Annotated in this window: 23 protein-coding genes; 10 read left to right on the top strand and 13 right to left on the bottom strand. The window is 73.2% G+C overall.

What is annotated here, in order from left to right:
- The first annotated feature begins 84 nt into the window (after positions 1 to 84).
- Positions 85 to 945, top strand: a complete 861-nt coding sequence (locus ACIQIB_RS23310) for a universal stress protein (RefSeq protein ID WP_400760251.1) — start codon at positions 85 to 87, stop codon at positions 943 to 945.
- Between the two features lie 43 nt (positions 946 to 988).
- Here ACIQIB_RS23310 and ACIQIB_RS23305 read toward each other — a convergent pair whose 3' ends face one another.
- Positions 989 to 2,227 carry a styrene monooxygenase/indole monooxygenase family protein gene (locus ACIQIB_RS23305; protein WP_363608393.1) on the bottom strand — a complete coding sequence of 413 codons (1,239 nt, stop codon included), beginning with the start codon at positions 2,225 to 2,227 and terminating at the stop codon, positions 989 to 991.
- A 340-nt stretch (positions 2,228 to 2,567) separates the two neighbouring features.
- Between ACIQIB_RS23305 and ACIQIB_RS23300 the strand changes: the two genes are divergently transcribed.
- A complete protein-coding gene (locus ACIQIB_RS23300; protein WP_363608391.1) occupies positions 2,568 to 2,975 on the top strand; it encodes a DUF190 domain-containing protein in 408 nt (135 codons plus the stop codon).
- A 54-nt stretch (positions 2,976 to 3,029) separates the two neighbouring features.
- Here ACIQIB_RS23300 and ACIQIB_RS23295 read toward each other — a convergent pair whose 3' ends face one another.
- Positions 3,030 to 6,536, bottom strand: a complete 3,507-nt coding sequence (locus tag ACIQIB_RS23295) for a S8 family serine peptidase (protein ID WP_363608389.1) — start codon at positions 6,534 to 6,536, stop codon at positions 3,030 to 3,032.
- A 225-nt stretch (positions 6,537 to 6,761) separates the two neighbouring features.
- Positions 6,762 to 7,952: an AI-2E family transporter gene (locus ACIQIB_RS23290; protein ID WP_363608387.1), complete on the bottom strand. Its 1,191-nt coding sequence runs from the start codon at positions 7,950 to 7,952 to the stop codon at positions 6,762 to 6,764.
- A gap of 277 nt (positions 7,953 to 8,229) precedes the next feature.
- Between ACIQIB_RS23290 and ACIQIB_RS23285 the strand changes: the two genes are divergently transcribed.
- The 5 genes from ACIQIB_RS23285 to kdpC all read left to right on the top strand — a co-directional run bounded on the left by ACIQIB_RS23285 (position 8,230) and on the right by kdpC (position 12,988).
- Positions 8,230 to 8,397 (top strand): hypothetical protein, encoded by a 168-nt coding sequence (locus ACIQIB_RS23285; RefSeq protein WP_363608385.1) that lies wholly within the window; start codon positions 8,230 to 8,232, stop codon positions 8,395 to 8,397.
- Positions 8,394 to 8,483 (top strand): K(+)-transporting ATPase subunit F, encoded by a 90-nt coding sequence (gene kdpF / locus ACIQIB_RS23280; RefSeq protein WP_363608383.1) that lies wholly within the window; start codon positions 8,394 to 8,396, stop codon positions 8,481 to 8,483. Before ACIQIB_RS23285 ends, kdpF begins: the two co-directional genes overlap by 4 nt.
- Position 8,484: 1 nt before the next feature.
- Positions 8,485 to 10,146, top strand: a complete 1,662-nt coding sequence (gene kdpA, locus ACIQIB_RS23275) for a potassium-transporting ATPase subunit KdpA (RefSeq protein WP_400760247.1) — start codon at positions 8,485 to 8,487, stop codon at positions 10,144 to 10,146.
- Positions 10,146 to 12,275, top strand: a complete 2,130-nt coding sequence (gene kdpB / locus ACIQIB_RS23270; RefSeq protein WP_400760245.1) for a potassium-transporting ATPase subunit KdpB — start codon at positions 10,146 to 10,148, stop codon at positions 12,273 to 12,275. The genes kdpA and kdpB overlap by 1 nt, the downstream gene beginning before the upstream one ends.
- Positions 12,276 to 12,349: 74 nt before the next feature.
- Positions 12,350 to 12,988 (top strand): K(+)-transporting ATPase subunit C, encoded by a 639-nt coding sequence (kdpC, locus tag ACIQIB_RS23265; protein ID WP_363608377.1) that lies wholly within the window; start codon positions 12,350 to 12,352, stop codon positions 12,986 to 12,988.
- 69 nt (positions 12,989 to 13,057) lie between these two features.
- On the opposite strand, the gene ACIQIB_RS23260 is transcribed toward kdpC, so the two are convergent.
- The 5 genes from ACIQIB_RS23260 to ACIQIB_RS23240 form a co-directional block, all read right to left on the bottom strand.
- Entirely contained in the window at positions 13,058 to 14,263 is a 1,206-nt protein-coding gene (locus ACIQIB_RS23260) for a sensor histidine kinase (protein ID WP_400760242.1), read from the bottom strand.
- Between the two features lie 149 nt (positions 14,264 to 14,412).
- Entirely contained in the window at positions 14,413 to 16,419 is a 2,007-nt protein-coding gene (locus ACIQIB_RS23255; protein WP_400760241.1) for a hypothetical protein, read from the bottom strand.
- A 113-nt stretch (positions 16,420 to 16,532) separates the two neighbouring features.
- Positions 16,533 to 18,422: a stealth family protein gene (locus tag ACIQIB_RS23250; RefSeq protein WP_400760239.1), complete on the bottom strand. Its 1,890-nt coding sequence runs from the start codon at positions 18,420 to 18,422 to the stop codon at positions 16,533 to 16,535.
- Between the two features lie 1,167 nt (positions 18,423 to 19,589).
- On the bottom strand, positions 19,590 to 20,777 hold the full coding sequence (locus ACIQIB_RS23245; RefSeq protein WP_400760237.1) for a YbdK family carboxylate-amine ligase: 1,188 nt from the start codon (positions 20,775 to 20,777) through the stop codon (positions 19,590 to 19,592).
- 149 nt (positions 20,778 to 20,926) lie between these two features.
- On the bottom strand, positions 20,927 to 21,220 hold the full coding sequence (locus ACIQIB_RS23240; protein ID WP_363608367.1) for a helix-turn-helix domain-containing protein: 294 nt from the start codon (positions 21,218 to 21,220) through the stop codon (positions 20,927 to 20,929).
- A 204-nt stretch (positions 21,221 to 21,424) separates the two neighbouring features.
- On the opposite strand from ACIQIB_RS23240, the gene ACIQIB_RS23235 reads away from it, so the two are divergent.
- Positions 21,425 to 22,081, top strand: coding sequence for a HemK2/MTQ2 family protein methyltransferase (locus ACIQIB_RS23235; protein WP_363608365.1), 657 nt, complete (start codon positions 21,425 to 21,427; stop codon positions 22,079 to 22,081).
- Positions 22,065 to 22,301, top strand: coding sequence for a CDGSH iron-sulfur domain-containing protein (locus ACIQIB_RS23230; protein ID WP_400650845.1), 237 nt, complete (start codon positions 22,065 to 22,067; stop codon positions 22,299 to 22,301). The genes ACIQIB_RS23235 and ACIQIB_RS23230 overlap by 17 nt, the downstream gene beginning before the upstream one ends.
- Here ACIQIB_RS23230 and ACIQIB_RS23225 read toward each other — a convergent pair.
- The 3 genes from ACIQIB_RS23225 to ACIQIB_RS23215 form a co-directional block, all read right to left on the bottom strand.
- On the bottom strand, positions 22,275 to 23,270 hold the full coding sequence (locus ACIQIB_RS23225; protein WP_363608363.1) for an iron-containing redox enzyme family protein: 996 nt from the start codon (positions 23,268 to 23,270) through the stop codon (positions 22,275 to 22,277). The genes ACIQIB_RS23230 and ACIQIB_RS23225 overlap by 27 nt on opposite strands.
- Positions 23,267 to 23,590, bottom strand: a complete 324-nt coding sequence (locus tag ACIQIB_RS23220; protein ID WP_400760235.1) for a hypothetical protein — start codon at positions 23,588 to 23,590, stop codon at positions 23,267 to 23,269. The genes ACIQIB_RS23225 and ACIQIB_RS23220 overlap by 4 nt, the downstream gene beginning before the upstream one ends.
- A gap of 93 nt (positions 23,591 to 23,683) precedes the next feature.
- A complete protein-coding gene (locus tag ACIQIB_RS23215) occupies positions 23,684 to 24,601 on the bottom strand; it encodes a SigB/SigF/SigG family RNA polymerase sigma factor (RefSeq protein ID WP_400760233.1) in 918 nt (305 codons plus the stop codon).
- A 272-nt stretch (positions 24,602 to 24,873) separates the two neighbouring features.
- Here ACIQIB_RS23215 and ACIQIB_RS23210 point away from each other — a divergent pair, with 272 nt between their 5' ends.
- Positions 24,874 to 25,197 (top strand): plasmid stabilization protein, encoded by a 324-nt coding sequence (locus tag ACIQIB_RS23210; RefSeq protein WP_400650853.1) that lies wholly within the window; start codon positions 24,874 to 24,876, stop codon positions 25,195 to 25,197.
- A gap of 312 nt (positions 25,198 to 25,509) precedes the next feature.
- Here ACIQIB_RS23210 and ACIQIB_RS23205 read toward each other — a convergent pair whose 3' ends face one another.
- Together ACIQIB_RS23205 and ACIQIB_RS23200 are read right to left on the bottom strand one after the other, a co-directional pair.
- Positions 25,510 to 25,974, bottom strand: coding sequence for an ATP-binding protein (locus tag ACIQIB_RS23205; RefSeq protein ID WP_363608356.1), 465 nt, complete (start codon positions 25,972 to 25,974; stop codon positions 25,510 to 25,512).
- A 10-nt stretch (positions 25,975 to 25,984) separates the two neighbouring features.
- Positions 25,985 to 26,125 carry a hypothetical protein gene (locus ACIQIB_RS23200; protein ID WP_363608355.1) on the bottom strand — a complete coding sequence of 47 codons (141 nt, stop codon included), beginning with the start codon at positions 26,123 to 26,125 and terminating at the stop codon, positions 25,985 to 25,987.
- Positions 26,126 to 26,222 lie beyond the last annotated feature (97 nt).

The following is a 26,222-nucleotide window of genomic DNA, read 5'->3' as shown; positions in this document are numbered from 1 at the left end:
CGAGGCCGGACACCGGTCGATACTGGCCGCGGTGCCCGGAGCCCGGGCGCCGCACCACCGACCGCCCCGGTACCGGAGGGCAGCATGACCACACCGATCGTCGCGGGCTTCGACGGCTCGCCGGAGAGCGTCGCCGCGGCCGGCTGGGCCGGCCGTGAGGCGCTGCTCCGCGCCCTGCCGCTCGAACTGCTCCAGGCCTGGCCGTGGCCGAAGACCGATGTGCTCGGCACATCCGACGCCGTCACCTGGAGCCGGCAGCAGCTGGCCGCCGAGGAGGCGAGGCTGCGGGCCCTGCTCACCGGGGTGGAGGTGACCTCCGCCCACGTCCCCCATGACCCGGCCGACGCGCTGGAGGCGGCAGGCCGGCGGGCGGCCATGCTCGTCCTCGGCTCACGTGGGCTGGGCGCCCTGCGCGGCTTCCTGGTCGGTTCGGTGAGCCAGGAGGTGCTGCGGCGGGCGCCGTGCCCGGTGGTACTGGTCCGGGCGGCCGAGGAAGACTCCGCGACGGACGCCGGGAACCACGAGGTCGTGGTCGGGCTGGACCTGCGGCGCCCCTTCGACGAGGTCCTCGCCTTCGCCTTCGAGGCCGCCGAGCTGCGCTCGGCCCCGCTCCGGGCCGTCCACGCCTGGGACCCGCCGACCGGCAGCGCGTACATGGCGTTCGCCGCGATCGGGAGCGTGTACGAGGAGCTGTCCGCCGTCGAGAAGCAGCAGCTCACAGACGTCCTGGCGCCGTGGCGGGCCCGTCACCCGCGGGTGGCCGTGACCGCGGACCTGGTCCGCGGGAACGCCTCCGTCGCGCTGGTCGAGGCCACCGCGGCGGCCGGCCTCGCCGTGGTCGGCCGCCGCGCCCGCCGGGCGCCGATCGGCACGCGCCTCGGCTCGGTGGCGCACGCCGCGATCCACCATGTCCGCTGCCCGGTCGCGGTCGTCCCGTACGGCTGACACCGCTGCCGGGGCAGGACCGGTCGCCGGCCCGGGGCGTGCCCTACCGGCCGACCGAGGCCAGGTAGGCCTCGGTCGACTCCGGCGCGGCGAGCCAGGCGGCGTGGTCGCTCGGCTCGGCGTAGGTGTTGGCGAGGCGCCGGGCGACGTCGTCGTGCTGTGCGGCGGCGGCGAAAACGCCCTGGAGGTGGTCCGGCACGGTGAGCATCGTGGCGGTGAAGTCGACGGTGTGGCGCGCGTGTTGCCGCCAGAACCGTTCGAAGGTGTCGCGCATCCAGGCGGGGGTGAACGAGGCGTCGCCGTGCTCGGTGATCGCCCGCAGATAGGCGTCCGCGGCCCGCGCCGCGCTGTTGGCGCCCTGGCCGGTGATCGGGTCGTTCACCACCAGCGCGTCGCCGAGGCCGAGCACATGGACCTCCCCGGCACCGCCGTCCAGCCGGGCCACCGGCCGGCGGACCGTCGGGGTCACCGCCCCGTACAGGCCGGCTCCCGCGTCGGTCGGCTCGGCGGCGGCCCACAGCTCCGCCTCCCACGGCAGGTACGTGTGCAGCAGCTCGCGGATCCGGGCCAACTGCGCGACGGGGGAAGGGCGGTCGGCGAAGCAGTCCAGCGGGCCGCCGGGGAGCGCCTCCCAGAGCAGGATCGCGCACGGCCCGGAGAGGGTGAGGGCCGGCTGCAGGTACAGCTCGCCGGCCCCGGGGAGCGCGTGCATCCGCGCCCTCGGCCCGGCCGCCGGGTCGGGCGAGCCGACCCCGTGCACATAGAGACACGAGAGCGCCCGCTGCGGCGCGTCGAACGGCGAGCGGTCCCCGTCCCGTTCGAAGATCCCGGCGAGCTCGCCCCGGCCGGCCGCGACGACCGTCAGCTCGTGCCGCTCGGCGAGCTTCCGCAGGCCCGCGCGGTCCAGCGTGCGGTACTCCACCCGGCCGCCGCGCGCGGCCAGCAGTTCCAGCCAGCGCGCCAGCTTCATCCGCTGGTCGACCGACTGGGCCGGCTCGTCCAGCGTCATGGTGAACTCCAGCGCCCGCACCCCGGGGGGCGTCACGAGCACCGAATCGACCGACCTGACCGCCGGCGCCTCGTCGGCCCACAGGTCCAGCCGGGCCGCACGCTCGATCCGCAGCGCCGGGCCGAACATCGCCTGCGTCGACAGCACCGGTCCGCACCGCAGCTCCGCCGGGGTCCGGGCGGCCACCAGCGTCACCTCGTACCCGCCCGCCACGAGCCCGAGCGCGAGCTGAAGACCCGCCTGGCCCGCTCCGACAACGGCGATCCGACGCATGACAACCTCCCGGTGGGGACAAGTCTCTGATGCTACGTCAGTGCACCGCGCCGGCACAGCCGTCGGGCGCGCCAGGAGGACGGCGCCAGAGGGACGACGCCCCGCTCCGCTCCGCGATCACCCATCGCGCCCCGGCCCCATCGGCCGCGATCGGCCGCGATCGCGGGCTCCGCACCGCCGGACCGAGGCGGTCGGTGCGGTCGGTGCGGTCGGCGCAGTCCGCGACCGGGCGGGGCCGCCGCGAGGAGGGCGGAGGTACCGGCGCGCCGGTATCGTGGACCTGAGGACGGCGGGGCCCGCCGCGGCCGCACCGTACGCCGACGGCCGGAGGAGGGTGGCGATGAGCCCGCACCTGCACCGCCACCACGACGACCGGGACGCCGAACCCCCGCCGCCGCCGCGCGAGCTGCCGACGGGACCGGCCCTGCGGGCGACGGTCTACCTCGGCGAGTCGGACCGGTACCGGCACCACCCGGTGTTCTCCGAGATCGTGCACCGCGCGCGCCGGGCCGGCCTCGCCGGGGCCAGTGTCTTCCACGGCGTCGAGGGGTTCGGCGCGGGCTCGCTCATTCACACCTCCCGGCTCCTGGACCTGACCGAGGACCTCCCGGTCGCCGTCGTGATCGTGGACAGCGAGGAGCGGATCCGCGGCTTCCTGCCGGAGCTGCGCGAGGTCGCCCCCCGGAGCCTGATCACGCTCGACCCGGTCGAGGCCGTGCCGCCGCGGCCCGACGAGCCGCGTTTCTGACCGCCGAGAGGCCGCCCCGGCAGCCGGGGCGGCCTCGGCCGTTGTGGCGTGGTGTCAGTTCACCGTGTAGCTGTACGGGATCGCCGCCAGCACCGAACCGGTGGTGCCGAGCGAGTTGTTGGCGGTGGCCAGACCGGTCGGTCCGGAGACCAGGTACAGCACGCCGTGCACGGTACCGCCCTTCGGGCCGGTCGGGGTGAGGGTGACCCGCAACGTGCCCGTGGCGCCCGGCTGGACGGTCACGGGGGTGGCGGCGGGGGCCGCGGCGTCGACCGCGGCGGCGAACGGGTCGCCGGTGCTGGAGGTCAGCGCCGGGTCGAACGCCCGGGTGTGCGCGCTCGCGGTGACGGTGGCCGTACCGGCCGGGGCGCCGGAGGTGCCGAACGGGCCGATCTGCTGCACGAAGGTGGTCCACCTGCCCGGGACGACCGGCTGCGCGGGGCTGCCGGCGGCGGTCGCGGCCGAGATCGTCGAGCCGTTCTGGGCCTTCTTCAGATCACCGAACAGGTCGGGCGAGCCGGTGACGGCGCTGATCTCCAGGTGGGCCGGGACGGAGGAGGCCGACACGGCGGTCAGCCGGTCGGTGCCCGGCGGGACCAGGAAGGACGGGGTGGTCGCGTCGGTGGTCAGCGGCAGGCCGACCGTCGCCGAGCTGCCCTGCGGCACCAGCGGCAGGTCGACCCGGCCGTCGAGCCGGGCGTCCGCGGCGACCTGCTGGGTGGCGACGGTGTTGTTGGTGTAGTCCACCGCCACCGTCACCGGTTTGCCGGCCGCCAGCCTGGTACGCGGGTCGTTCGGCAGACCGGCGGCGGTGGCGCGGTCGAGGTTGAGGCCGACCGTGCCGGTGAACTCCTGGCTGACCTGCGCACCGCTGACCGGGCCGAGCACGACCAGGACGAACCGCCAGCGGCCCGCGGCCGGGTCGACCGTGGTGGCGGAGACCCCGGCGGTGGTGCCGGTGAGGTTGCCCCGCGCGTCGAGGACCGCGTTGCCCTCGGCGTCGACCGGCGTGCCGTTCGGGCTGACCAGGACGCCCTGCAGGAGCAGGTTCGGGTCCTTGGCGACCGTCACGCCGACCCGCAGGTCGTGCTGGCCCTTCGGGACGTCGAAGGCGTAGCCGAAGGTCTGCGTGGGCGAGGCGCTGCGGGCGTTGCCGCCGGTGATGGTGCCGGTGAAACCGCCGGTGCCCTGACCGATCGCCACCAGGCTGCGCAGCACCACCGGCACGCTGGTGGTGCGGCCGTTGGAGCTGGAGACGGTGACCGACTCGCTGGAGTCGCCGCCGGTCTGCGGGGTGGTGAGCCGGACGTGCAGGGTCTTGCTGGCGCCCGGCGCCAGCTCGGCCACCTGCGGGCTCACGGCGCCCGCCGGCACCGCGCGCTGGGTGGCGGTGTCCAGCAGGACCTGGCCGGTGTAGCCGCTCTTGCCGGCCGGGGTGTACAGGATCGCGGTCCAGTCACCGGCCACCGGGTGCGGGACGTCCACCAGGCCGAAGTCGGCCACGGTGGCACCGCCCTGCGGGCGGGTGTTGGTCTCGAACCGGCCGGACGGGTCGAGCAGCGTCAGCCGGACCACCGGGCCGTTGCCGACCGGACTGGCCGCCCCCTGCCAGGCGATCGACGCCGCGAGGCGGTCGGCACCGGCCGGAACGCTGAACCTGACCTGCTGCTGGACCCAGGTGGCGCCGTTGGTGGCGTACTTGAAGGTCTGGTCGGAGGAGGAGCTCAGCTGGATGCTCTGCTGGGCGTCGGAGAGCGGGGCGAAGCTGCGGGTGGCGCCGCTGACCGTCTGCGGGGTGGCGCCGGTGTTGGTGACCGTGATGTCGGCGGTGTGGGCCGAGCCCGGGGTGCCGGCGATGTCGACCTGGCCGGAGGTCACCACGACGGTGTTGCCGTCCTGGGCGCCGGAGCCGTTCTGGTAGCCCCGGGCGGCCTCCACGGCCGCGCGGACGTTCAGCAGGCCCGCGCCCTGCTCCTCGGCCGGCAGGCCCAGGTCCTGGGCGGTGCCGGTGAGGAGCTTCTTCACCAGTGCGGGAGCCGGCGAGGCGCCCTTGTGGGTGTCGCGGTAGGCCTGGATGACCACGGCCGCGGCACCGGCGGTCAACGGCGCGGACTGGCTGGTCCCGCCGAACGACTGGATCGGGGAGCCGTTGCCGCTGAAGCCGGCGCAGTCGGTGTACTTGGACAGGTCGGGCGAGCAGAGCGCCCAGTCCGACTCACCGGGGGCGACCAGGTCCAGCGTCCGGCCGGCCTGGGTGAAGCCACCCGAGGACAGCGCGGAGATCCGGTTGTCGTCCCAGGTGCCGTTGGAGAACTGGGCCGCCGCGTAACCGGTCTGCTGGTAGTTCTGGTTGTCGGTGGAAGCGCCGACCGCGATCACGTTCGGGTCGGTGGACGGGGTGCCGACGGTGCCGCTGATCCCGGCGTCGCCGGTGGACACGGCGACGGTCACACCGGCTGCGACGGCCTGGTCGTTGAAGAGCGAGATGGTGTCGCGCGCACCGCTGTCGGGGGTGACGTTGCCGCCGAAGGACTCGTTCAGCACGTCGACGTGGGCGACCGAGACCGCGTAGTCGATGGACTGCAGGATCGAGGAGTTCGACATGATCTCGCCGCCGGCCCGCAGCGCCACCAGCGAGGCGTCGGGGGCGATGCCCCGGACACGGATGGTGCAGCCGGCCGGCAGCGGGTGCGAGGGGTTGACGAACTGCGCGACGTCGTAGACCTGACGGCCCTGCGCGATCATCGCCGAGGCGTCGCCGAAGGCCTCCGCGCCGCCGGTCGGCGCGTCCGTGCCCTCGCCCGAGAAGTCCTGGTAGTCGACGACCGCGTGCGAGCCGTCGGCCCGGATGAAGTCCGGGTTGTCCGGGTCGAGTCCGTCCGCGATGTAGGCCACCTTCACGCCCTTGCCGGTGGCCAGGTCCTGGGCGCCGGGCGAGCCGGCGGTCGCGACCGTGTGCGTGGAGTACAACGCCTCCGGCTCCAGCAGCGGATGGGCCGGGTCGGACGGGCAGACCGTGTTGGTCGCGTTCTCCTCGCCGCCCGCGCCGCCCTTGCCGGCCTTGTCTCCCCGGGCGGCCTCGGGGGCGGCCGCGGCGGACTTCGGGGCCTTCGCGGCGGGGGCGGTCGCGGGGTCCGCGTCCTTGCCGCCGATCGGCGGGGCGACGGCGACCTGTCCGTCCGCCACCACCGAGGCGACCGCCGGGTCGGCCTGGAGCGCCGCCCGCAGTGCCGGGCCGACCGTGGCGGAGAACGCGTTTCCGACCACGAAACTCTTGATCCCGGTGCCGCCACCGGCCCTGACCCGCTCCAGCAGCGGCGCCTGGGCGGACGCGGCCTTCTGCCTGCGCGCGCCCAGGTGCCCGGCGTCCGCCGGGGCGTCGGCGATCTGGTCCTTGAGAATCACGATCACCGGTACCGGGGTTCCGCCCGCCGCGGCCGCCTGGGCGGTCGTGGGGTCGGGCGCGGGGGCGGCGCTCGCGCCTGCCCCGCCGGCCAGGAGCATGGACGCGGCGGTGACCGCGACGGCGATTGCTAGCTGGGATTTCCGCCAGCCGATCATGGACATCCTTTCGTCTGATGCGACGTCAGGCTGCGGTGGCCCAGTGCACGCGGATCCGGGTCGGACGCGTGGATGCCTCTGGAACGCGCGTCCCGACAGCCCTCGCATTCCAACGCACTTGACACCACTGGAACAAGGCGGTTAGTCCCATAAGGAAGTCATCAGAAAGTAAAAAGGAGACGGAAATTCGCCCTCACATGCCGTCAACGCCCCGTCAGCGCCCCGTCAGCGCCCCGGCCACCGGCTCGCGACGCTGGAGAGCAGCCCGCGTATGCCGTGGCGCCGGGGGCGGCGGTGCCGGTCGAAGCGGAGGTCGCCGACGACCTCGTAGCGGGGCATGTAGGTGCTGAGGAAACCCTGGAGCGTGGCCGCGGCGGGGATGGCGATGAGCGCGCCGACGGCCCCGAGCAGGGCGGCGCCGACGATGACCGCGGCGAAGGCGATCGCGGCGTGGATGTCGACGGTCCGTGCCGTGATCCGGGGGTGAAGGAGGTAGTTCTCGATCTGCTGGTAGACGAGGACGAAGCCCAGGACCCAGAGGGCGTCGGACGGTTCGCCGGTCAACGCGACCAGAATGGGCAGCGCGTTGGCGATGTAGGTGCCGACGGTGGGGACGAACTGGGACACCACCCCGGCCCACACCGCGAGGGCGGCGGCGTAGGGCAGCCCGACGATCTCGAAGGCGACCCAGTGCGCGAGGGTCGAGACGGCCGCCAGCAGGGCCCGGGAGTAGAGGTAGCCCCCGGTCTTGGTCAGGGCGATGTCCCAGGCCCGCAGGAGCTCGGCCTGCCGGGCGGGCGGCAGCATCGAGCACACCAGCCGCCGAACCCGCGGCCCCTCGGCGGTGAAGTAGAACGTGAACAGGCCCACGGTGAACGCCTGGAACAGGCCTCCGATCACCGTGCTGGACACCCCCCAGAGGTTCCCGGCCAGTTGCTGCGCGTACTTCTCCACCGCTCCGTCGGCGAAGAACTTCTTCCGGATGCCGTCCAGCGAGAGGCTCTGGTGGAAGTTCGAGTTGATCCAGTCGATCCCGTTCTGCAGGGTGCCGGGCAGCCGCTCGGACAGTTGGGCCACCTGGTCGACGAGCAGCGTGCCCAGTGCGGTGACGAAGCCGGCCATGGCCGCCGCGAGGGCGATGAAGACGAGGAACGTGCCGACGCCGCGCCGGATGCCGCGGGCGGCCATCCGGTCGACCGCCGGCTCCATGGCGAGGGAGAGGAAGAAGGAGATCAGCAGCATCACCAGGAGGTCGATGAGCTGATGGAAGGCCCAGTTCGCGAGCTGGAACGCCCCCGCGAGCAGCAGGGCGAGCATCATCGCCCTGGGCAGCCAGCGGGGCAGTGCCCGGTCGTCGTCGCGTCGGCGGTCGGGGTTCCGCGGCGTGGTGTCGGGCGTCGGCGGTTCGGAAGACATCGGAGGTTCTCCTGCGCTCTGGCCGGCGGTGAAGGCCGGTCGGTTCGGCGGTGCGGGCCGGTCGGTCGGGCCGTGAAGGCCGGTCGGTGCCGAAGGCCGGGCCGACGAGTTCACCGGCGCCGGTGTCCTGACGGCTCACCGGAGGAACGTGCGGGCGGCGGCGGTGAGTTCGCGGGCGGCGGTACGGACCGCCCGGTCCGCGGACCCGCCGCTCCCGCACCACCGGCACGCCGCCCCGCCGGCCGCCGTCACCCTGACGGACGCGGATAACCACGGATTGTCACCCCAGCCGTCCGACAATCGACTGGACCGATCGGACAGCCGCTCGGCGCCCGGTCCCGACAGCCCCGGTGGAGCCCTCATGACCGACCTGGCCTTCGTCGGCGTCACGGTTCTCGTGTTCGCCGTCCTCGCTCTGATCGCCAAGGCGGTGGAACGGCTGTGACCGCGGACAACATCGTCGGGCTCATCGTCGCGACCGCCCTCGTGATCTACCTGCTCCTGGCGCTGCTCCACCCGGACCGGTTCTGAGGTGAGCCCCACCCTCGCGGGCCTCCTGCAAGCGCTGGCGCTGGTGGCCGCGCTGGGTCTGTCGCACCGCCCGGTGGGCGACTACCTGGCACACGTCCTGACCAGCCGGACACACCTGCCCGGGGAACGGGGTGTCTACCGGCTGATCGGTGTCAACGGTGACCAGGACCAGTCGTGGACGGCCTATCTGCGCAGCGTGCTCGCGTTCTCCGCGGTTTCGGTGCTCTTCCTGTACGCCTTCCAGCGCCTGCAGAACCACCTCTGGCTCTCGCTCGGCCTCCCCCCGGTGGGCCCGGCCACCGCCTTCAACACGGCGGCGTCGTTCGTCACCAACACGAACTGGCAGTCGTACTCGGGTGAGTCGACCATGGGCCACCTGGTGCAGATGGCGGGGCTGGCCGTACAGAACTTCCTCTCGGCCGCGGTGGGCATCGCCGTGGTGGCCGCGCTGATCCGCGGCTTCGCGCGCGACCGCACCGACCGGGTCGGCAACTTCTGGGTGGACCTCACCCGGATCACCCTGCGGCTGCTGCTGCCCGTCTCGGTCGTGTTCGCGGTCGTCTTCGTGGCCGGCGGCGTGGTGGAGAACCTGCACGCCGCGCAGCAGATCACCACCCTGACGGGCGACACCCAGTCGGTCCCCGGCGGGCCGGTGGCCTCGCAGGAGGTCATCAAGGAGCTGGGCACCAACGGCGGCGGCTTCTACAACGCCAACTCCGCGCACCCCTTCGAGAATCCCGGCCCGCTCACCAACTGGCTCCAGCTCTACCTGATGCTGGTGATCGCGTTCTCGCTGCCGCGCACCTTCGGGACGATGGTCGGCGACCGCCGCCAGGGCCATGCCATCGTCACCGTGATGGCCCTGTTCTGGATCGCCTCCGCGGCCCTGATGACCGTCTTCGAATGGCGGCATCACGGCACCGCGCTCCAGGCGGCCGGAGCGGCGATGGAAGGCAAGGAGGTCCGCTTCGGCATCGCCGGGTCGACGCTCTTCGCCGCCTCGACCACGCTGACCTCCACCGGCGCGGTCAACTCCGCCCACGACTCGTACTCGCCGTTCGGCGGCGGCCTGACCCTGCTCGACATGATGCTCGGCGAGATCGCCCCCGGCGGCACCGGCTCCGGCCTGTACGGGATGCTCGTCCTGGCCGTCGTCACGGTCTTCGTCGCCGGGCTGATGGTCGGCCGCACCCCGGAGTACCTGGGCAAGAAGCTCGGCGGCCGGGAGATGAAGTTCGCCTCCCTCTACCTCCTCACCACCCCGGCCGTCGTACTGGTCGGCACGGGCACGGCGATGACGTTCGAGGGCGTGCGGTCCGCCGCCCTCAACTCCGGCCCGCACGGCTTCTCCGAGGTCCTCTACGCCTTCACCTCGGCGGCCAACAACAACGGCTCCGCCTTCGCCGGCCTGACGGCCACCAGCACCTGGTGGAACACCGCGCTGGGCCTGGCCATGCTGTTCGGCCGGCTGCTGCCGATGGTCTTCGTCCTCGCCCTGGCCGGCTCGCTGGCCCGGCAGCAGCCGGTCCCCGCCACGGCGGGGACGCTGCCGACGCACCGGCCGCTCTTCGTCGGCATGCTCTCCGGCGTGGTGCTGATCGTCGTCGGCCTCACCTACTTCCCCGCCCTGGCGCTCGGACCGCTCGCGGAAGGACTCCGCTGATGGACCCGCCCGTTCCGTCCGGCCCCGTCGACCCTGCCGACGCGGCCGGGCCCGCCGGGCGCGGGGCGCGCCGGGTCTCCGGTGGTCTGCTCGACCCCCGGCAACTGGTTTCCTCCCTCCCGGACGCGCTGCGCAAGCTCGACCCACGGGTGATGGTCAGGCATCCGGTCATGTTCGTGGTCGAGGTCGGCTCGCTGCTGACCACCGTCTCGGCGATCCGCCACCCCAGTGTCTTCGCCTGGGTGATCGCCGTCTGGCTCTGGCTGACCGTCGTCTTCGCCAACCTGGCCGAGGCCGTCGCCGAGGGCCGGGGCAAGGCGCAGGCCGCGACCCTGCGCCGGACCAGGACCGAGACGGTGGCCCGGCGCATCGTCGGCGACTGGCGGCCCGGCGCTGCGGTGGCCGCCGAGGAGGTGGTCCCGGCCGCGCGGCTGGGCCTCGGCGACCAAGTGATCGTGGAGGCCGGGCAGATCATCCCGGGCGACGGTGACGTCGTCGAGGGAATCGCGAGCGTCGACGAGTCCGCCATCACCGGCGAGTCGGCACCGGTGATCCGCGAATCCGGCGGCGACCGCTCGGCCGTCACCGGCGGCACCAAGGTCCTCTCCGACCGCATCGTCGTCAGGATCACCTCCGAGCCTGGCAGGACCTTCATCGACCGCATGATCGCCCTGGTGGAAGGCGCCGCCCGGCAGAAGACGCCCAACGAGATCGCCCTCGACATCCTGCTCGCCTCGCTGACCATCATCTTCCTGCTCGCCGTCGTGACCCTGCAGCCGATGGCCGCCTACGCGGGCGCCGAACAGCCCCTCGTGGTCCTGATCGCCCTGCTCGTCGCCCTGATCCCGACCACCATCGGCGCGCTCCTGTCGGCCATCGGCATCGCCGGCATGGACCGGCTGGTGCAGCGCAACGTCCTCGCCATGTCCGGCCGCGCCGTCGAGGCCGCCGGGGACGTGTCCACCCTGCTGCTCGACAAGACCGGAACGATCACCTTCGGCAACCGGCAGGCCGCCGGCTTCACCCCGGTCGGCGGCAGCGGGGTGGCCGAACTCGCCGACGCGGCGCAGCTGTCCAGCCTCGCCGACGAGACCCCCGAAGGCCGTTCCATCGTGGTGCTGGCCAAGGAGAAGTACGGCCTGCGCTCCCGTACCCAGGGCGAGCTCGGCCGCGCCGACTGGATCGGGTTCACCGCGCAGACCCGGATGAGCGGCGTCGACCTCACCGGGAACGGCGCGGCCCGGCGGATCCGCAAGGGCTCGGCGGCCTCGGTGAGTGCCTTCGTGGAGCGGAACGGCGGCACCGTCGGCCCCGAGGTGAGCACCGTCGTCGAGGGCATCTCGGCGGCCGGCGGTACGCCGCTGGTCGTGGCGGTCCACCACCCGGGGGAGCCGGCCCGGGTGCTCGGGGTCATCCACCTGAAGGACGTGGTCAAGCGCGGCATCCGCGAGCGGTTCGAGGAGCTGCGCACGATGGGCATCAGGACCGTCATGATCACGGGTGACAACCCGCTCACCGCCAGGGCGATCGCGGAGGAGGCGGGCGTCGACGACTTCCTCGCCGAGGCCACCCCCGAGGACAAGATGGCCCTGATCCGGCGGGAGCAGGCCGACGGGAAGCTGGTCGCGATGACCGGGGACGGGACGAACGACGCCCCGGCCCTCGCCCAGGCCGACGTCGGTGTGGCGATGAACACCGGCACCTCGGCCGCGAAGGAGGCCGGGAACATGGTGGACCTGGACTCCAGCCCCACCAAGCTGATCGACATCGTCGAGATCGGCAAGCAACTGCTGATCACCCGCGGCGCGCTGACCACCTTCTCCATCGCCAACGACGTCGCCAAGTACTTCGCGATCATCCCGGCCATGTTCGCCTCGGTCCACCCCGGCCTGGGCAAGGTCAACATCATGCACCTGCACAGCCCGACCTCGGCGATCACCTCCGCGATCGTCTTCAACGCCCTGATCATCGTCGTGCTCATCCCGCTCGCCCTGCGCGGCGTGCGCTACAAGCCCTCGTCGGCCTCCGGCCTGCTGCGCCGCAACCTCGCCGTGTACGGGGTCGGCGGCCTGATCCTCCCGTTCGTCGGCATCAAACTCATCGACCTGGTGGTGCGGTTCATCTACTAGCCGCGGCCTCCCGGATCCCCGCCGAGCCCCCCGAGCCCCCAGCCGATCCCCCAGCCCCCGCGAAGGAGTCCCCGGTGGCCACGCACCTGCCGACCCCGGTCCGGCTGCATCTGACGGGCCTGCGCGTCCTGCTGGTCTTCACGGTGCTCTGCGGTCTGGCCTACCCGCTGCTCGTCGTCGGGATCTCGCAGGCCGCCCTCTCGCACCGGGCCAACGGCTCGCTGGTCAGGGAGCGGGGCCGGGTGGTCGGCTCCGGCCTGCTCGGCCAGAACTTCACCCTGCCGGGGAAGGACCCCGCCGGCCCCGACGGGCAGGCCCGGCCGGACCCGCGCTGGTTCCAGCCGCGCCCGTCCGCGGCCGGCGCGGCCGGCTACGACCCCACCGCCTCGGGGGCCTCCAACCTCGGTCCGAACGACGCGGGCCTGACCAGGACCGTCCAGGAGCGCCGCGCGGCGACCGCCGTCTTCGACGGTGTCGACGCGGCCCTGGTCCCTCCCGACGCGGTGACCGCCGGCGGCTCCGGCCTCGACCCGGACATCTCCCCCGCCTACGCGCAGGAGCAGGTCGACCGGGTGGCGAGGGCCCGCGGCCTGGACCGCGGCACGGTCCGGCGGCTCGTCGAGGCCCACGTCCGGGGCCGCACCCTCGGGTTCCTCGGCGAGCCGAGGGTGAACGTCCTCGCCCTCAACCTGGCCCTCGCCCGGCTCGGCTGACCCGGGGCGTCGCGCCGGACCGTCATCAGTCGGCGTGTCATCAGCCGACGTGTGTCACCAGCCGGCGTGTCACCAGTCGGCGCGCGGAAGCCCGGTGGCGGCCAGCGGCAGGACGACCCTGACACGGAAGCCGCCGCCGGGCCGCGGCCCGACCTCCAGTCTGCCGCCGACCATGGCCACCCGCTCACGCATGCCGATCAGACCGTGCCCCGTACCGCCGGCGCCCCACGCCGGCGACCGGCCGGTACCGCCACGGCCGTCGTCCTCGATCAGCACCCCCAGCCTGCGGTCGCCGAAATCCACCGTCACCCGGGCCGTGGGGTCGGGCCCCCCGTGCTTGCGCACATTGGCCAGCGCCTCCTGGACGATCCGGTAGACGGCCAGTTCGACCCCGCGCGGCAGCTCGCGCGACTCCCCAAAGACGGAGAACTCCACCGGCAGACCGGCGGTCCGCACCTGCTCCAGCAGCTCCGGCAGATCCTCGACACGCGGCTGCGGCACATACTCCTCGGCCGTGCCCGCGGCGCGCAGCACGCCCAGCAGGCTGCGCATCTCGGCCAGCGTCTTCCGGCCGGTGGAGGCGATGGTGCCCAGCGCCTCCCTGGCCAGCGCCGGGGAGGTCTCCACCACGCACGCGGCGCCGCCCGCCTGGACCGCCATGAGGGAGACGTTGTGGGCCACCACGTCGTGCAGTTCCCGGGCGATCCTGGCCCGCTCGTCCGCCACGGCCACCCGGGCGTTCGCGTCGCGTTCCTGCTCCAGCCGCACCGCCCGCTCCTCCAGCGAGATCAGATAGGCACGGCGCGTGCGGATCAGCCGCCCCCAGGCCCAGCAGAGGAGGAAGGGGCTGGAGAGCAGGACGGCCCACAGGACCGCGTGGTCGGGCGCCGGGTGCCTGGTGATCAGGCCAAAGGCGAGCAGGCCGGTCAGCAGGCAGCCGACCAGGGCCAGCCGTGAGATCCACACCGAGCCGAAGGCCGCGCCGGTGTACGCGAAGACCAGGTAGGCGATGCCCTCGCCGTCCGGGTGCATGTCCAGACACGCCTGGGCGAGGCCGAGCACCAGTGCGCCCGCCACCACCGCGTCCGGCCGGCGGCGCCGGACCACCATCAGGCCGCACAGGACCAGGGCGACGGCGTCCTCCGCGCGCAGGCCTCCCTGCCACGCGCCGTGACCGTCGAGCCGGGAGAGCGCGGCGAGGCAGAACACGGCGAACGCCCAGGCGCCGTCGACCGCCAGGGGGTGCTCACGGAGCCAGACATCGAGGCGCGTCATCAGTCCAGAGTAGAAATACGAGGTTCCCCGCGGCTAAGCCGCAGGGGTGATCCTCCCCTCCTCCTCAGGTCGCACACCGGTGGCCGCGGCCGCGGGCAACTCCCCGGCGGCGCCGGTGTTCTCCGGCAGCGCGGCCGGCTCACGTCGTGTCAGGAGTCGCCCATCGGGAGCCAGCCGGCGAACGAGCCGTCCGCCTTCTGCCGGTTGTCGTAGAGCCGCCCGTCGATGCCGATGGTCACCAGGTCGGTCAGGCCGTCGCGGTCGATGCCCGCGGCGGGGACACCGACGATGTAGCCGCCCAGGTGGGTCCAGGCCCCGAACGAGCCGCTGTCGTCGCGGGTGCTGACGCTGACGGCGCCGTCGCGGTTGCGTACGGCCACGACCGTGCGGCGGCCGACCACCGGTCCCGGGGTGGCGATGGCCGCCTCGCCGCTGCCGCCGTCGTCCGCGGTGCCGTTGAGCGCGCGGCCCTGCGGGCCCCATGCGCCTCCCTCGGCGGCCTCGGTCAGGACGGCGGTGGAGGAACTCGCGTACTGGTCCAGCGGATCGGCGGCATCGATACTGCGGTAGTACAGTTCCAGCCGCCCATCGGGGCCCACCGCCGCGCTGACGGTGCTGGTGGGGGCGATCACGGGAAAGCCGGGGTCGATGACCGGCAGCGCGCCGGGCGCGGGCTGGTACCAGTGCCGGACGGTCGAACGCCCGCCCGTGACGGAGAGCGCGAACACCTCGATCCGGCCGTCCCGCGTGGTGACGGCGGTGGGCGGCCCCTGGAGGTCGTGCTGCCCCAGGTCGGCCCAGCCGCTCCAGGCGCCGTCGCCCTCCCGCTGCCAGCGGGTGCTCAGACCGCCGTCCCGGTTGCGCACGAAGAGCTGGAGCCGCCCGTCCCCGTTGGACGCCACGACCGGGGTGCTGACCTGAAGCGCGGCATTGCCCAACGGGCCCGCGGCCTGGGCGATTTCGTTCGGGCTGCCGAGCGGCTGCCACGTCCAGCCCCCCGTCCCGTCCTGACGGCAGGAGACGATCTCGCCGGTGTCCGCACGCTGGCCGAAGACCGCCGGTCGGCCGTCCTGGTCGCGCCCCACGGACAGGCCCGCGACCAGCGGGCCGCCGGGCGTCCCGAGCATGTTCGGGCCTCGCCAGGCCTTGTCCGCGTCCTCGTACCACTCGTAGAGCCTGCCGCTCTCCACGACGAAGGCGTGCAGCGCGCCGTCGCGGTCGGCGGTGACCACCTGCGTCGACCGGGGTGAGCGCGGGTACTGCCGGGACTGCCAGCACCGGTACCGCTTCTGGTCCGCGCAGACGCCCGGGGTCAGTTCGTCGGCCAGTTCGTCGTCGGTGGGCGCGTAGGCGCCCTCGAAGGTGGCGTGCTTGCCGGCGCTCTCGGCCGAGGCCAGGTTGGCGGGCGAGTTGCGGGTGTTGTAGTCGCGGTAGTGCTCCACGACCACCCGCCGCCGGCCGGTGGCGGAGTAACGGTCCACGGCCGCCTGCCCGAACCAGGCCGCCCGTATGTGGTCGCCGTGGTCCGCGGCGAGGGAGGGGTCCGGGGCCGGGTCCTGGACCCGGACCAGCGTGGCCTCCTCGGCTGCCAGCAGGCCGTTCAGGACGCCGATCAGGGCCGCCCGGTCGTAGCGCTGGGGCCACACCCCGCCGGCGCCGTCCATGTCCAGGGTGCTGCTGGAGAGAGCCGGGTCCCGCCACAGCCGGTCGAGTGCCTCGCCGCCGAGGTAGGCCGCGTCCCGGTCGGTCCACTCGGGCAGGTTGAGGAAGACCACCCGCGTGTACGTGGCGCTCCTGAGCGTGTCACGCTCCACGGCCGGACCGCCTTCGACCGGCCGGTACACCTCCCTCATCCAGCAGCCGCTGCCGTCGTCGCCGCAGCCGCGCACACCGGCCATCTGCGCGTAGGCCCGCCGCACGCCCCTCTGCCGGTCCCTGGCGTAGGCCGGACCGCGGTTGGCGTCCCCCGCCGTGATGAAGACGGTCACGACGGGAAACCCGCGGCGGATCGAGCTCGACACATCGGGGTTCATGAACAGCAGGTCGTCGTCCTGGTGCGCGACGATCTGGACGATCTTGCCGGGGCGCACCCCGGGCACCGCCTGGGGCGCGTGCCACACCGGGAACACCGCCAGCACCAACGCGAGCGCGCCCACGGATCGCTTCCTCAATGCCCCTCCCGGTCCTGCGGCTCGCAGAGCCTACCAAGCGGATCCCGGGCACCTGAACAGCGGTGATACCCGCGCGGGCGGGGGCGGAGGGCGGGGTGCTACGCGGTGAACGCCCCGTCCCGCTGTACCGCGGGACGGTCGGCCCCGTGGTGCTCGAAGCGGGACGGCACGGGGAAGTACTCCTGCAGGAAGTCGCGGACGGCGCGGTCCTGTTCCTGCGGCCCGACGGCATGACGGGCCCCGTCCGCCAGACAGAACACGTCGGCCCAGCGCTCCCGCGTCAAGTCGTCCAGCCGTTCGAGGTCTTCGGCGCTGTCGGCGGCGAAGTAGCCGTGGTAGAGGTGGCCGTCGACCGCGCGACCGGAGGCGTGCGCGAAGTTGGTGACGAGGGTCACCGGAGCCAGGTCCGTGGCGGAGCGGAACGCGGACCGGGTGGTGGCGGCCAGGCCGTCCGCGAACCGCTCGGAGGCCTCGTCCATCACACTGCGGCGCAGCGGCTGCGGCACATGGGCGAGGACCAGCGGGTACGTTCGTCCGCACTCCCGCTCCAGGACGGCGCGGGTGTTCTTCTGGGCCGCGACGTAGACGGCGTCGTCCGGGTTCTCCTCGTCGTGGACGGCGGCGTCCGGGTCGTTCACGTCCGGCGGGATGACGCGTGTGTCGCGGAAGATCTTCGAGAGCCCGTTGCCGAGGAAGAACGCCTGCGGGCGCACGGGCCGGCCGAGGAACACGTCGTCGTTGATGTACAGGAAGTGCTCGGCGAGGCCGGGAATCAGGTGGAGCCGGGTTTCGATGGCGTGCGAGTTGAACACGGGCAGGGCGTCGGTGCCGGCGAACAGCTCCCGGTGGGAGACGACGGTGAGCCCGGGCTGCGAGGAGTCGAGCCAGGCCGGGGTCTGGTCGTCGGTGACGAGGAAGACGTGCCGCACCCACGGGGCGTGGGCGGCGATCGACCGCAGGCAGTACCGCAGTTCGTCCCGGTTGTGGTAGCGGTGGTCGGCGTCTCCGGGCAGTTCGGTGCCGTCCCGGTCGGGTGCGTGGCCCGCGAGGCCCGCGAGGACGCGGGCGCGGGTCGCGGTGCGGCGCTGCTGCCATTCGGGGTCCGAGTCGTCGACCCAGGTGATGACCACGTCGACGGGGAAGCCGACGTCGTCGGGGAAGGTCGCGGCCAGGGCGTCCAGCACCGGGTAGTTTCGGCCACGTATCCGCAGGTCGGCCGTCGCCTCCAAGGAGGGGAGCCACCAGCCGAAGCTCGTTTCCGCGATGGAGGCGATCGCTCCGGGACCGGGCTCGGCGGAGTCCCAGAACTCCAGGTCACAGCCGTAGTCGGCGCCGTAGTACTGCGGTCCCTGCGTGAGGCGGGGACGGTAGAGACGGATGCCCTTGACCCGGTCCCGAACCTGCTCCTGCTCCTGCTCCTGCTCCTGCTCCGCCGGGTCCTCCGCGTCGCGCTCGTCCTGTGCGCCGCGCTCCGTCGGCAACTCGTCGGCCGGCGCCTCGAACTGTGCGACGGCCACGGGAAGTTGTTCCGCCAGGACGGTGCGCAGCGTCCTGCCGTGCTCCAGCAGATCCGCGTAGACGGCCTGACCGGCGAAGGCGGTCGCGCAGGCGTCGAGTACCGCGGCCCGGTCGCCGGGGCGGATGGCCAGGCGGTGCCGGAACTCGGGGTCCGGCACGAGCGCGAAGGCCAGGCCGGCGGCCCGCAGCGCGGCGGCGGCCTCCTCCAGGTTCTCGTCCCAGGCCTGCGCCGGCCAGTAGTCGCCACCCGGGTACGCCAGGCGATCGCCGTGGCGCACCACGGTGGACAGCTCCTCGGCCAGCTGCGCCTCCCGTTCGGCCAGCGGGTCGGGGGCGGGTTCGGCGGGCGCGACGGGTGCGGCGGGCGGCGCGGGTTGGGCGGGGACGGGAGCGGGAGGCTGAGGCGCCTTGGCGCCGACGATTCCGAGCAGGCGCTTCCGAAGGATGGCGGCCACGTGGGTACTGGGCATGGGGGACTCCGAGAGAGAACGTCGGCCAATCCGGGGCAGCGCCCGGAGATGCCGTGTCAGGGCCGGTGTGTCAACGGGTTCGCCCGTCGGGCGGTGGGTGGTACGCCTCGACGGGACGGGGCGGGGTGGTCCTGCGGCGGTCGGGCCAACCACCCGGCGGTCCGTCCTGCGGAGTTCGCCGGGGTACGGACCCCGGCGGGTCGCCCGGATCGGTCCCCGGACAATCCCGGTGGCTACAGCCCGCAGAATCCGGCATGCCCATGCGGAAGCCGGGCAGCAGCGGAACATCGCCGAAGAATCATCGCATTCATTGAGAATCCCGCAGGTCAACTGGATGCCGCATTAATAACGCCAAGGCCGCTGGCGCACAGTAGGCGATCATACGCATCTTTGACTCGCCCATTGCCCGTTATTCGTAACGACCTCATATCGCCAAGGTCTCAACCGAATTCAGGGGCGGCCGGGCCGGCGACCGATCTGCGGCAAGTGTCGCTCTTGCCTCCGGCACATCTCCGGGCGGCTCCACCGAGGAGGTCGCGGCCCGAACGACCCTGCCACCGCAGGGCCCGCCCCCGGAACCAGGCACGGGACGGCAGGGGAGGGCGGCCACGCGCCTCGCGATTCCCACCCGCACCGCGAAGGCCGCCGCCCGGCCGAATACCCACCGGGAGAACGACGTTGACGCACCACCTTCGCCCGGGCTCGCGCCCGGAAGCCCTCGCCCCCACCCGATTCCCCCGGTTGATTTGTCCACGCTTCGCCTGCCATGCATACGCCTGCGGAAGAAAGGGCCACTTTGGGCCGCTCCTGCCACGGGCACGACAAATGCGGGCGAATTACGGGCGAAGAGCCGCCTGCCGGGCCCGGCCACCGCAGACCCCGCCCCGGGATCAGCTCCGAGGCGGAGCGGAGTCGGACACCGCCTCACGGGCAGGGCACTCCATTGAGGCGGCCCGCGACCATCACGCCCTCGCGCACGTCTCCCCCCACCCCATCGCACCGTGCTGCGCCAGACCTGGCTCAGGCGACTGTAGCCGAAGCGCAAAGTCAAGTGACAGACAGTCAGAAACGTTCACGCTCAAGATGTTTGCGGCAAGGATCGTCCACAGAACGGGCGGACTCGGAGGCCGGTCGATCGGGCCTCCGCCCCCTCCCCGCCCTTGGCTGTCAGAACGGGGCGGCGGTGCCGCCGGCTCGGCGGGAGGACGTGGTGCCGCCGGACGCGAGGACCGGAAGCGGCGCGATCCCCGGGCCCGCGGTGAGGCGGGCGAGGTGGTCGACGACATCCGTCAGCGAGCGGCGGCGGGCGAACACGGCCCGCTGCCGGTCGGCGCCCGTGCCGCAGGTCAGCTGGCGGTGGAGGAGAATGCGGGCGAGTTCCAGGTCCCCTGCCCTCGCCAGGCCGGGAGCGGCCAGTTCGAGCACCTCGTCGACCAGCCCGGACACGGGTCGGCGGAGTCCGGTGGACGGGTCCGTACCGACGGCGGCGAGACCGCCGAGTGCGGCTCGCCGGTGGGCGTCCCGCAGAACCGCCGGGGCCATGCGCGGGGGTGGGGCACCGTCGCGGTGCGCGGCAAGGAGCACCTGGGCGAGGCCGCGCAGCAGGACGGCCAGCAGGAGCGGGACGCCCGCATCCGCGTTGGTGTCGGCGATCCGCACCTCCAGGGTCGGCAGGTGTTCCGACGGCCGGGCGTACCAGTAGACCATCTTCCGGTCGAGGATCACGCGGTGGGCGATCAGCCGCCGCATCGTCTCCTCGTACTCTCTCGGATCCAGGACCGGGGCGGGTCCGCAGGTCGGCCACGCCTCGTAGCGGCCGGCCCGGCTGCTCGCGGCACCGCCGTCCCGGCCCTCGCAGAACGGCGAGTTGACACAGAGCGCCTGCAGGACCGGCAGCCAGGGGCGCAGGTGCGCGCTGAGCGCGAGGGCCTCGGACCGGCTGAGGTCACCGAGGTGGACGTGGCAGCCGCAGAGTTCGCCGCCCCGCTGGTCGGCGATCCGGCCCACGTGGTCGGCGACGCGCCGGTAGCGGTCCGTCGGCGTGAGCGGCAGCGGGTGGTGGCTGGGCAGCACGGCGGTACCGGAGGCCACCAGCAGGCACCCGGTGTCCTCCGCCGCGGCGGCCATCGCATGGCGTGCCGCCGCCAGTTCCCTGCACAGGTCGGCGGCCGTCACGACGGGGCGGGTGCACACCTCGACCTGGGTGGCCAGGAACTCGTGCTGGGCCCGGCCGCCCAGTGTTCGGGCGGCCCCCGGCACTACGCGGTGGGCTCGGGGAACGGTGAGCCGCGTGGCCGGATCGACCAGCAGGAACTCCTCCTCGACGCCGAACCTGAACACGCCGGGGCCGGTCACGGCCGCGCTCCCGTGCGGGAAGGATTCCCTGTCATGGTGCTCCGCTCCGGGCAAGGTGTTGTCATCCGGCGTGTTTCCCGAACGGGCAGCCGGAAACACACGCCCCTGCCGCGGAAGGGCGAGGGCCCGGGCGCGGCCGAGGCCGACGGTCAGCGCAGCAGGACAGCCAGCAGTTCCGCCAGCGTCGGGCCGCTGTCGGCGGGGTGGCGCAGCTGTTTGCCGTCGATGACGCGGTAGATGTTGGCGCGTCCGACGCGGTGGTGGCTGAGATAGCCCGCCGCTTCGAGGTCGGCGATGATCCGCTGGACCGCTCGCTCGGTCAGCAGGCAGCGGGCCGCGATGTCCCGCACCCTGATGCCCGGGTCCCGGGCGATCTGCACCAGGACGCGCGCGTGGTTGGTCAGAAACGTCCACTGACGCCCGACCGCCTGCTGCTCTTCCACCTCTTCAGGATAGGACGATCACGCTGAACAAGACATGAAGTGGAATTCGCGCATTCCTTGACACGAAATGCGCTACGAGGTCAACGGTGAGTGAGGGAGTTGCCCGGACGCGCGCCGGCAGGCCGCGGACCGTCGCGGCAGCCACGGCACGGCGCAGGTCGGCGTCCGAGGTGTAGGCGCCGCCGACCTGGGCAGCCGCCCGGCATGCTGTTGATCAGACCACCGGGCGTCTACCCGCCCCAGGGCGACACCGAGCTCCTGCTCTCCTGCCTGCGCCAGGAGTCGCTGGACGCCGCCAGCCGGGTGCTGGACCTCGGCACCGGGACCGGTGTGGTGGCCCTCGCCGCCGCCGGGTCCGGCGCGCGGGTCACCGCCGTGGACCTCTCCGCCCGGGCGGTGGCGACCGCCTGGCTGAACGCGAGGCTGAACCGCCGCAGGGTGCGCCTGCTCCGGGGCGACCTGGCGGCCCCGGTCGCCGGACAGCGCTTCGACCTGATCACCGCCAACCCGCCGTACGTCCCCACCTGCGAAGACGTGGCGCGGCCCCGCCCCAGGCGCACGCTGGCCTGGGACGCCGGGGCGGACGGGCGGCTGCTGCTGGACCGGATCTGCCGGGAGGCGCCGCAACTGCTGGCCAGGGGCGGGGTGTTACTGCTGGTGCAGTCCTCGCTGGCCGATGTCCCGGCGACACTGGCCACGCTGCGGTCGGCCGGGCTACGGGTGGCGGTGGCGACCCGTCGCAGGCAGCCTTTCGGGCCGGTGATGACGGCGCGCGCCGGACTGTTCGAGCGGCGGGGGCTGATCCGGCCCGGCGAGCGCGAGGAGGAACTGGTGGTGGTGCGCGGTGTCCGGGAGCGCTGACCGGGCCGCGACCCGGGTGACCGTCGTGCCGGGCGGGCCGCTGCTGGTCGAGGGCCCGGTGGAGGTTGTCCTGCCGGACGGGACGGTCCACGTCTCCGACCGCCCGGTGGTGGCACTGTGCGCCTGCCGGCGCAGCCGTCGCTATCCGTTCTGCGACACCAGCCACCGGCGCCGCGCCCGGCCGGGGCGGGCTTCAGCCCCGGCCGTCGGGCAGGAATGAGCGAAGCGAGCTGCGGCCGGCCCGCCACTGGCCGAGCAGGTGGTCCGCGAACCGGCCGTCGACGACTTCGGCGGCCGCGATACCGAACGCGATATCGTCCTCCAACCCGGGCTCGGCGCTGATCAGTTCATCGATCACCCCACGCCGGACCAGTTGCTCGTGGACGGCGTCCGCCTCGACGTGCTCGCGGTAGAACAGCGTGCCGTCCGGCCCTGCGCCGAGGCGTTCCAGGGCTGCGGCCAGGCGGGCGGAGCCGGGCGAGGAGGTGATCTCGACAGTGGCGAAGTGTCCGACGGCGGCGCCGCGCAGCACGCGGTGCAGGCCGAACAGCGTCATCAGGTTGACCACCGCGAGCGCGGGCGCGGGGACGAGGCCGAGGTAGTGCCCGTACTCCGCGTCGAGGCCGAAGTCGGCCATCATCCGGGCGAACAGCAGTGAGTGGGCCCGGTCGGGCCGGCCTGCGCCGTACTCGTCGTACGCCACCGTCATCAGCACCGCCTGGGCGGGACCGTGGATCCGCGGCAGCATCCACAGCTGCGGGTCGGCCTCTTTCAGGTGGTAGACCGAGCGGTGCACCAGATACTCGCGCGCGTGCCACCGCGCACCCTCGGCGAGCAGGAAGTGCGACGGCCCGGTCCCCTCGGCGGGCTCCGTCAGCAACCGTTCCAGGGCCTGGCGCAGCGGCCGGACGGGCTCCGCCCCGGCGCGCACGGCGGCGAGGAACGGCCGTTCCAATTCTCCTCTGAAGGAGAGCAGTTCGGGCTCCCACTCCCAGCCGGGGTGGACGCCGGGCAGGCCGCGGTCGTGGAGTTCGTAGCAGAGGTGGAGGGCGAGCTGGTGGTCCTCGCCCCACGGGTCGGTGCCCGGGACGGGCGGCACGAGGAGCCGGCCCGCGCCCGGCGGGCCGGAGGTCACCAGGCTCAGCACCGCCTCGGACAGCGGGCCGCGCGGGCCCGGGAGCCGGTTCACCGCCCGCTCCGGCGGCCCTCGGCGAAGGCGCACAGTACGGCGAACCCGACGCCCAGCGCCAGGGCCCAGCAGCCGGTGATCGCCCAGAACACGGCCGCCGGGGAGGTCCGCAGCCCGCCCATCAGCAGGCCCAGGGAGAGCAGGCCCAGCACCAGCACCGTACGGGGCCGTACGCCGCGCATCACCTCCCAGGCCCGGCTTCGCAACCCGAGGCCGAACCTGCGCAGCAGCGCGTCCGGCTCGCGGTCGCGGCGCGCCTCGGTCCCGCTTCCGAGCGGTGCCGTCTGGTCCTGCTGGTCCTGCTGGTCCTGCTGATCCATCGTGCCCGCCTCCTCGCGGTCGCCGTTCTTGCCGCCGAGCGGCCCCCGGTCGCGCCCGGACCGACCCGGCCGGTCCACGGCGACGGCTCCGCCTCAGTCCTCCTGGCCGGGCCGGTCGGCCCAGCCAGGGGCCTCGCGGTCCTCCAGTTGCTCGCGCAGGCGGACCAGGGTGGCGGTGAGCAGCCGGGAGACGTGCATCTGGGAGACGCCGATCCGCTCGGCGATCTCGGACTGCGTCCAGCCGTCCCAGAAGCGGAGCTTGAGCACGGTCTGATCGCGGCGCGGCAGTTGGGCGAGCAGCGGGCGCACGGCGATGCGGAACTCGGCGAGCTCGATGCCCGGATCGCAGTCACCGAGCCGGTCCAGCAGGGCGCTGCCGGTTTCGTCGGCGTCCTGGTCACGCAACGCGTCCAGCGAGTCGGGGTGGTAGACCCGGCCGGCGACCAGGCCCTCGATGACCTGGGCCTCCGTCAGGTCGAGGCCCTCGGCGATCTCGTCGGGGTGCGGGAGGCGGCCGAGATCCTGCTCCAGCAGGTCGGAGCCGCGGGCGACGGTCAGGTACAGCTCCTGCATGCTGCGCGGGACCCGGACCGGCCAGGAGGTGTCGCGGAAGAACCGCTTGATCGCGCCCGCGATGGTGGGGATGGCGTAGGTGACGAACTCGACGCCGCGCTGCGGGTCGTAGCCGTCGACGGCCTTGATCAGACCGATCGTACCGACCTGGAGGATGTCGTCCATGTCCTCGGCGCGGTACCGGAAGCGGGCGGCGATGAAACGCACCAGCGGCATGTTGAGTTCGATGATGGTGCCGCGCACGTAGCTGTACGCGCGCGTCTCGCGGCCGAGTCCGGCCAGGCGCTCGAACAGCGCGTCGCTGAGTTCGCGTGCCTCGGACTTGTCCATCGCACGCAGTTGCGCGTCGGTCGGACGCGGTGGCAGGTCGGGCGGGAGACCGGATGGCGGGGCGGCCGTCCGGTCGGTGGGGTGACCGGTTTCCAGTGTGGTGAACACGGTGGTTTTCTCCTGGGCATCGGGGCGAACGCCGCGAGCGGCTCGCGCTCAAGCGCGGCGGGCTGCTTTCCGGAGGACCTGTGCCCGTCTTCAAGCGACGGTCCCGGTGGCACCCGGCGGGGGTGCTGACGCGGCCGGCTGTGTGTCTGGGCCGCGTCATGGGTTTTTCTACCCGACACACGACATCCAATTCATGTTTTGGGTGGTTTGTTGCTTTTTCTCCGGGTATACGCGCTCGGGCAACAATCTCGGCCGAGAGAGGAGCGACCGCCATGCCGCGAGGATCCAGCCCCAAGCGGGAGCGCCAGTACGAGCACATCAAGGAGAGCGCGCTCGACCGGGGCGAGAGCGAGAAGCGGGCGAAGGAGATCGCCGCCCGGACGGTGAACAAGGAACGCGCCCGGCACGGCGAGTCGAAGACCGCGAGCCGCAGTTCCCTCCAGGACATGTCCTCCAGCCGCCGCGGTGGGCAGCGCTCGCACAAGGGGGCCCAGGGCCCGACCTACGAGCAGTTGTACAACGAGGCCAAGCACCGCGACATCAAGGGCCGTTCGAAGATGAACAAGCGCGAGCTGGCGCACGCGCTGGGCCGTTGAGGAGGCCGTCGTGAAGACCGTCCCGGCCGTGATGACCATCCCGCCTCCCCCGGGCCCGGACACCGAGCCGATCCCCCGCCCCGACCCTGCGCCGAAGCCGGGCAAGGACCCCGACCCGGTTCCGCCGCCGATCCCGCCCTTCCCGAATCCCGGCCCCTTCCCGGGCCCCGATCCTTCACCGCCGCCCAGGCCACACCCCGGGCGGACCTGACCGCGCAGACCTGACCGCGCCGGCCTCCGGGGGCAGACCTGGCTGTACCGAGGGGGCAGACCTGGCAGTACCGAGCCCGAGGGTCAGCGGGTCTCAGCGGGTCAGCGCCGACGGGCGCCGTGGTCCATCGGGGACGGAACCTCCAGCCAGACCAGCTTCCCCTCGCCCTCGGGCAGACAGCCCCAGTCGCGCGCCAACCGGTCCACCACCCGCAGACCGTAGCCACCAGGACGACCGGGGTCGGCGAACGGGCGCAGCCGCGGCGGGACCGGGCTGGCGTCCGAAACCTCCACCCGCAGCCGCTCGCCGTCCCAGCTCAGCCGCAGTTCCCGAGGGCCGCCGGGCGCGTACAGGCACGCGTTGGTGACCAGCTCCGAGACCATCAGCAGGACGTCCCCCGCCACCGCCAGCTGCCCGGCGTCCGAGGTGGGCAGCCAATGCCAGGACACCAGGGACCGGCGGCTGAAGTCCCGGGAACGCTGCACCGCGCCTTCACCGCCGTCCAGCACGAGCCGCCTGGTCCGGTCGGAGCCCTTTGGCGCGGGGCCTTCCCCTGGGCGCTTCATGCCGGGCTCCTCACTCCACGTCGTCGGAGGTGCCCGGCGGCGGGTCTGCGGCCGTCGTGCGCCGGGCGGCGCGCCGGGTCGCGCGGACGACCGGGGCCGGGGAAATCGCCGTCCCGGGCAGGACCGGACTCACCACCTGCTCCTCGTCCACGCCCCGCGTTTGCCCGGCTCCGCGGCGGCTACACGGGCGCGGGCGCAGGAGAGACCGTCCTGCCTCCCGCACCGCCCCCACTCCGGACTGCCCGGCG

This window comes from Kitasatospora sp. NPDC092286, from assembly GCF_044755565.1.
In the GTDB taxonomy this organism is placed as follows: Bacteria; Actinomycetota; Actinomycetes; order Streptomycetales; family Streptomycetaceae; genus Kitasatospora.
This window is presented reverse-complemented; position numbering and strand designations above follow the sequence as displayed.